The 6,131-nt window shown below is 70.8% G+C and carries 5 protein-coding genes; 2 read left to right on the forward strand and 3 right to left on the reverse strand.

All coding sequences use genetic code 11. The features are described from left to right. Window positions 1-72: 72 nt before the first annotated feature. The 3 genes from aspS to AB0C16_RS36365 are packed head-to-tail and all read right to left on the reverse strand — an operon-like array spanning window position 73 to window position 3,745. On the reverse strand, window positions 73-1,809 hold the full coding sequence (gene aspS, locus AB0C16_RS36355) for an aspartate--tRNA ligase (protein WP_357690013.1): 1,737 nt from the start codon (window positions 1,807-1,809) through the stop codon (window positions 73-75). After that, window positions 1,806-3,065 (reverse strand): histidine--tRNA ligase, encoded by a 1,260-nt coding sequence (gene hisS, locus AB0C16_RS36360; protein WP_357690015.1) that lies wholly within the window; start codon window positions 3,063-3,065, stop codon window positions 1,806-1,808. The genes aspS and hisS overlap by 4 nt, the downstream gene beginning before the upstream one ends. Continuing rightward, a complete protein-coding gene (locus AB0C16_RS36365) occupies window positions 3,065-3,745 on the reverse strand; it encodes an MBL fold metallo-hydrolase (RefSeq protein WP_357690017.1) in 681 nt (226 codons plus the stop codon). Before AB0C16_RS36365 ends, hisS begins: the two co-directional genes overlap by 1 nt. A gap of 139 nt (window positions 3,746-3,884) precedes the next feature. Between AB0C16_RS36365 and AB0C16_RS36370 the strand changes: the two genes are divergently transcribed. After that, a complete protein-coding gene (locus tag AB0C16_RS36370; protein WP_357690019.1) occupies window positions 3,885-4,754 on the forward strand; it encodes a peptidylprolyl isomerase in 870 nt (289 codons plus the stop codon). 61 nt (window positions 4,755-4,815) lie between these two features. Beyond that, window positions 4,816-6,045: a DUF349 domain-containing protein gene (locus AB0C16_RS36375; protein ID WP_357690021.1), complete on the forward strand. Its 1,230-nt coding sequence runs from the start codon at window positions 4,816-4,818 to the stop codon at window positions 6,043-6,045. Window positions 6,046-6,131 lie beyond the last annotated feature (86 nt).

The following is a 6,131-nucleotide window of genomic DNA, read 5'->3' on the forward strand; positions in this document are numbered from 1 at the left end:
CCGCGCATGACGACGGCCGCCTGCCCGAGGGGAGGCGGCCGTCGTGTCGGCTCCGTGGGGCGGAGGCGGAGGCTAGGCCTCTGCCTTGGGCTGGGCGTCGACGCCCGCCTCCTTGCGCTGCTCGGCCGTGATGGGCGTCGGGGCACCGGTGAGCGGGTCGTAGCCCGAGGCCGTCTTGGGGAAGGCGATCACGTCGCGGATCGACTCGCCGCCGGACAGCAGCATGCAGATGCGGTCCCAGCCGTAGGCGATGCCTCCGTGCGGGGGCGGGCCGTACTTGAACGCCTCCAGCAGGAAGCCGAACTTGCTCTCCGCCTCCTCCTTGGAGATGCCGAGCACGTCGAAGACGCGCTGCTGCATCTCGGCGCGGTGGATCCGGATCGAGCCGCCGCCGATCTCCATGCCGTTGCAGACCATGTCGTAGGCGTAGGCCAGGGCCTCACCCGGGTGATCCTGGAAGGTGTCGGCCCACTCGGGCTTGGGGCCGGTGAACGGGTGGTGCACGGCCGTCCAGCCGCCCTCGCCGTCCTCTTCGAACATGGGCGCGTCGACGATCCACAGGAACGACCACTGGGACTCGTCGATCAGCCCGCGGCGGCGGCCGATCTCCAGCCGGGCGGCTCCCAGCAGCTCGCTGGAGGCCTTGCGGCCCCCCGCGGCGAAGAAGATCGCGTCACCCGGCTTCGCCCGCACGAACTCGGCCAGGCCGGACAGCTCCTCCTCCGACAGGTTCTTGGCGACCGGGCCGCCGAGGGTGCCGTCCTCCTGCACGAGCACGTAGGCCAGGCCCCTGGCGCCGCGCGAGCGCGCCCACTCCTGCCAGCCGTCGAGCTCCTTGCGGGTCTGCGAGGCCCCCTCGGGCATGACGACCGCGCCCACGTAGTCGGCCTGGAACACCCGGAACGAGGTGCCGGCGAAGTAGCCGGTCATCTCGACGAGCTCCTGGCCGAAGCGCAGGTCGGGCTTGTCGGAGCCGTAGCGGGCCATCGCGTCGGCGTAGGTCATGCGCGGCAGCGGCATCGGGATCTCGACGCCGAGGACGTCGCGCCAGAGCCGCTCGATCAGCTTCTCGCCGACCGCGATGACGTCCTCCTGGTCGACGAAGGACATCTCGACGTCGATCTGGGTGAACTCCGGCTGCCGGTCGGCGCGCAGGTCCTCGTCGCGGTAGCACCGGGCCAGCTGGTAGTAGCGCTCGAGGCCGCCCACCTGCAGCAGTTGCTTGAACAGCTGCGGCGACTGCGGCAGGGCGTACCAGCTGCCGGGCTGCAGCCGCACGGGCACCAGGAAGTCACGGGCGCCCTCGGGCGTGGACCGGGTCATCGTCGGCGTGTCGACGTAGACGAAGCCGAGCTCGTTCATCACCTCGTTGGCGAGGTAGGTGGCCTTGGAGCGGATCCGCAGCGACTGGGCGACCTGCTGGCGGCGGATGTCGAGGTAGCGGTATTTGAGCCTGGCCTCCTCGGACACGTCCACGTTGCCCTCGATCGGGAAGGGCAGCGGCGCCGACTCGCTGAGCACCTCGACCGTGTCGGCCACGACCTCGATCGCGCCGGTGGGCAGGTCGGGGTTGGCGTTGCCCTCGGGCCTGACCCTGACCTCGCCGGTCACCTTCACGCAGTATTCGGCGCGCAGGTCGTGGGCGTGGTCCTCCTCGCGGAAGACCACCTGCGCCGAGCCGGAGGCGTCGCGTAGGTCGATGAAGACCACGCCACCGTGATCACGGCGCCGGGCCACCCATCCCGCGAGCGTCACCTGCTGCCCGGCGTGCTCCTCTCGGAGCGACCCTGCCGTATGCGTGCGGATCACTGCACTTTCCCCTTCAGAATGTCGGCGACCTGGGCCAGCGGCACCTCGGTCTGCTCAGCGGTGGTCAGGTCTTTCAGTTGTACGGCCCGCGCGGCCAGATCACGCTCGCCCAGGATCAGCGCGAACCGGGCACCCGAGCGGTCGGCCCCCTTCATGGCGCCCTTCAGGCCCTTGCCGCCGAAGGCCATGTCGGCGCTGATGCCGGCCTGGCGCAGCTCGTTCAGGAGCAGGAACATGCGCCGGCGCGCGTCGTCGCCCAGCGGGACACCGTACACCTGGACACGACGCTCCGCGGAGTCGGTGAGCAGGCCCTCGGCCTCCATGGCGAGGTAGGTGCGGTCGACTCCGAGCGCCCAGCCGACGCTGGGCAGCGGCGGGCCGCCGAGCATCTCGCTCAGCCCGTCGTAGCGGCCGCCGCCGCCGACGGCGGACTGCGAGCCGAGCCCGTCGTGCACGAACTCGAACGTGGTGCGGGTGTAGTAGTCGAGCCCGCGCACCAGCCGGGGATCGTCCTCGAACACGACGCCCGTGGCGGTCAGCAGCGACCGGACCTCCTCCTGGTAGGCCTTGCAGGCCGGGCACAGGTGGTCGACGACCAGGGGCGCGCCGGTCAGCTGGGCCTGCACCTCGGGCCGCTTGTCGTCGAGCACCCGCAACGGGTTGATCTCGACCCGGGCCCTGGTGTCGTCGTCGAGGTCGAGGCCGCGCAGGAAGCCCTGCAGCGCGGCGCGGTAGGCGGGCCGGCACGTCTTGTCGCCGAGCGAGTTGAGCAGCAGCCGGACACCCGTCAGGCCGAGCGAGGAGTAGCCCTGCGCGGCGAGGAGGATCAGCTCGGCGTCGAGCGCCGGGTCCTCGGAGCCCAGCGCCTCGGCTCCGACCTGCCAGAAGTGGCGATAGCGCCCTTTCTGGGCGCGTTCGTAGCGAAACTGACTGCCGGAGTACCACACCTTGACCGGCAGCTGGCCGTTGTGCAGGCCGTGCTGCAGCACCGCGCGCACGACCGAGGCCGTGCCCTCGGGGCGCAGCGTCAGCGAGCGGCCCGCCTTGTCGGGAAAGGTGTACATCTCCTTGGAGACGATGTCGGTCGACTCGCCTACGCCCCTGGCGAACAGCTGGGTGTCCTCGAACACGGGCGTCTCGACATAGCCGTAGCCCGCCAGCCGCGCCGGGGCGGCGAGGGCCTCGCGGACCGCGAGAACCTGCTCGGAGCGAGGGGGCAGCCAGTCGAAGGTGCCCTTGGGTGCTTGGAAACTCATTAGATCCCTCGTGTGGGACCGGCGTGCGGCGCGGCCTCCTTGAGATAAGGGTTGGTGGCGCGCTCGCGGCCGATCGTGGTCTGTGGTCCGTGGCCCGGCAGGACGACCGTATCGTCAGGCAGCGGCAGGCACTTGGAGGCCAGGCTGCGCAGGATCGTCGGATAGTCGCCGCCCGGCAGGTCGGTGCGGCCGATGGAGCCGGCGAACAACAGGTCGCCCGAGAAGAGGATCTCGTCGTCGGGCACCCGGAAGCTCACCGACCCCCTGGTATGGCCGGGTGTGTGGTCGACCACGAACTCGAGGCCCGCCAGCCGCAGGTCGGCCCCGTCGGACAGCTCCCTGACGTCGTCGGGCTCGGTCAGCGTGAGGCCGCCGAACAGCTGCGTGGTGCCCGGCGACAGGCCGGCCGCCGGATCGCTCAGCAGGTGGCGGTCGTCGGGGTGGATCCAGGCGGGCACGTCACGCGCGCCGCAGACCGGCGCCACCGACCAGACGTGGTCGAGGTGACCGTGGGTGAGCAGCACCGCGACCGGCTTCAGCCGGTGCTCGCGCAGCAGCTCGTCGACTCCGTCGACGGCGTCCTGACCAGGGTCGATGATCACGCACTCCTCGCCCGGAGCGGGCGCGACGACGTAACAATTGGTCTGGAAGGCCCCTGCGGGAAAGCCTGCGATGAGCATCTGCCTCAGCTGATCTCGTCAAAAAAGCCAATGGGAATGTAACCGAAGGGTACCGGTGCGGGTCGCCGGGCTGCGAATCATTACCCATTGGCCGATACGATTCGCCCACCTCAGTTGATTGACTATGGGAGGCAAAGCGGTGGCCACGGGGAAGGACCGGCAGAAGCAGCTGGCACGTGAGCACTACGAGCGGCAGATCCAGCGCCGCGTCGAGCGCGAGCAGCGCGCCAAGCGCAACGCGATCATCGGCTCCACCGTGGGAGTCGTGGTCGTGGTGGGCGGGATCGTGACCGCGGTCGCGCTCATGGGCGGCGGCGACACCAAAAGCGAGGCCGCGGCGACGCCCACGCAGCCGGCGCAGGAGACCGCCTCGGCGTCGCCCGCCGCGCAGCCCAAGCCCTACGACGCCGGCACGGGCACCTGCGGCTACGTCGCCGACACGGCGGGCGGCAACGTCAAGGACGTGGGCATGCCGCCGGCGAAGGTGAAGCTCACGCCCGCCACGAAGACCATGACGCTCAAGACCAACCTGGGCGACATCGTGGTCAAGCTCGACAACGCCAAGGCGCCCTGCACGGTCAACTCACTGCAGTTCCTGGCGGGCAAGAAATACTACGACGGCAGCAAGTGCCACCGCCTGGGCAACGACAAGTTCCCGATGCTGCAGTGCGGCGACCCCTCGGCCAAGGCCGACGGCAAGAGCATGGACGGCTCGGGCGGCCCCGGCTACGTCATGGCCGAGGAGAACCTGGAGGGCGCGACCTACAAGCGCGGTGTGATGGCGATGGCCAAGACGCAGGCCCCGGGCACCACCGGCAGCCAGTTCTTCCTGGTGTACGGCGACATCGGTCTCACGCCGGACTACACCCCGGTGGGTACGATCACCAAGGGACTCGACATCCTGGACAAGGTCAACAAGGCGGGCGTCCTAGGCGATGCGGGCGACGGCACCGGAGCACCCAAGGAAACCATCGAAATCAAAGACGTGACAATCGCCGGCAAGAGCTGACGTAATACAAACTAGGGACGAGTAGTCCCGAAGGGTCTGATGGAAAGTGCGGGAGGACACGGTGAGCACCGACCCGTGGGGCCGGGTAGACGACGACGGCACCGTCTACGTGCGTACGGCTGAGGGAGAGCGGGCCGTCGGCTCCTGGCAGGCCGGTGAACCCGAGGAGGCGCTGGCGTACTTCCATCGCAAGTACGACGAGCTGGCCGGCCAGGTCGCGCTGCTCGAACAGCGGGTCAAGGGCACCGACCTGGCTCCGGCACAGGCCGAGGCCAGCATCGCCAAGCTGCGCGAAGCGGTCGCCGACGCCCACGCCATCGGCGACCTCGCCGCGCTGACCGCCCGCCTCGACGGGCTGTCGGAGCTGGTCGCGCACCGCCGCGAGGAGGTCAAGGCGGCCCGCGAGCAGGCTCGCGCCGAGGCCAGGGCGATCAAGGAGCGCATCGTCGCCGAGGCCGAGCGCATCGCCGACGAGACCACCCACTGGAAGTCGGGCGGCGAACGCCTGCGCCAGCTGGTCGAGGAGTGGAAGGCCGCCGACCGCATCGACCGGGTCACCGAGGCCGGGCTGTGGAAGCGGCTCTCGGCCGCCCGCACCGCCTTCGCCAAGCGGCGCAAGGTCTACTTCGCGGGCCTCGACGAGCAGCGCGAGGGCGTGCGCGCGGCCAAGGAGCGCATCGTCGAGGAGGCCGAGGCGATGTCCGGCTCCACCGACTGGGCCGCCACGGCGGCCGTCTACCGCGACCTGATGCAGCGCTGGAAGAGCGCCGGCCGGGCCTCACGCGAGGCGGAGGACGAGCTGTGGGCCCGTTTCAAGGGCGCGCAGGACCAGTTCTTCCAGGCGCGTTCCGCGGTGTTCGCCGAACGTGACGCCTCGCTCGCGGCCAACGCCGAGGTCAAGGAGCAGCTGCTGGCGGAGGCCGAGAAGATCCTGCCGGTCACCGACGTGCGCACCGCCAGGTCGGCGCTCCGCCACCTCGTCGAGCGCTGGGAGGCCGCCGGCCCCGTGCCGCGCGAGCAGCGCGACCGGCTCGAGGGCGGGCTGCGCAAGGTGGACGACGCCGTGCGCAAGGCGGAGGAGAACGAGTGGAAGCGGTCCAACCCCGAGGCTCGCGCCCGCGCCCAGAGCACGGTCGACCAGCTGCGCACCTCCATCGAGCAGCTGGAGAAGCGGCTGGCCAAGGCCGAGGCCGCCGGCCGCGCCAAGGACGTCAAGGAGGCCGAGGAGGCCCTGGCGGCCCGCCGCTCATGGCTTGAGGAGGCCGAGCGCACCCTCGCCGAGTTCAGCTGACCGCGGGCTCCTCAGGCCCGGCCTGCCCGGGGCGCTCCCGGGCGGACGGGGGGGGGGGGGGGGGGGGGGGGGGGGGGGGGGGGGGG

Origin of the sequence: Nonomuraea sp. NPDC048916 (assembly GCF_040649575.1) — a bacterium.
In the GTDB taxonomy this organism is placed as follows: Bacteria; Actinomycetota; Actinomycetes; order Streptosporangiales; family Streptosporangiaceae; genus Nonomuraea.

Bases quoted from the DNA above. Each gene is read 5' to 3' on its own strand.
- hisS (WP_357690015.1), bottom strand. From the start codon at position 3,065: ATGAGTTTCCAAGCACCCAAGGGCACCTTCGACTGGCTGCCCCCTCGC.
- AB0C16_RS36365 (WP_357690017.1), bottom strand. From the start codon at position 3,745: ATGCTCATCGCAGGCTTTCCCGCAGGGGCCTTCCAGACCAATTGTTAC.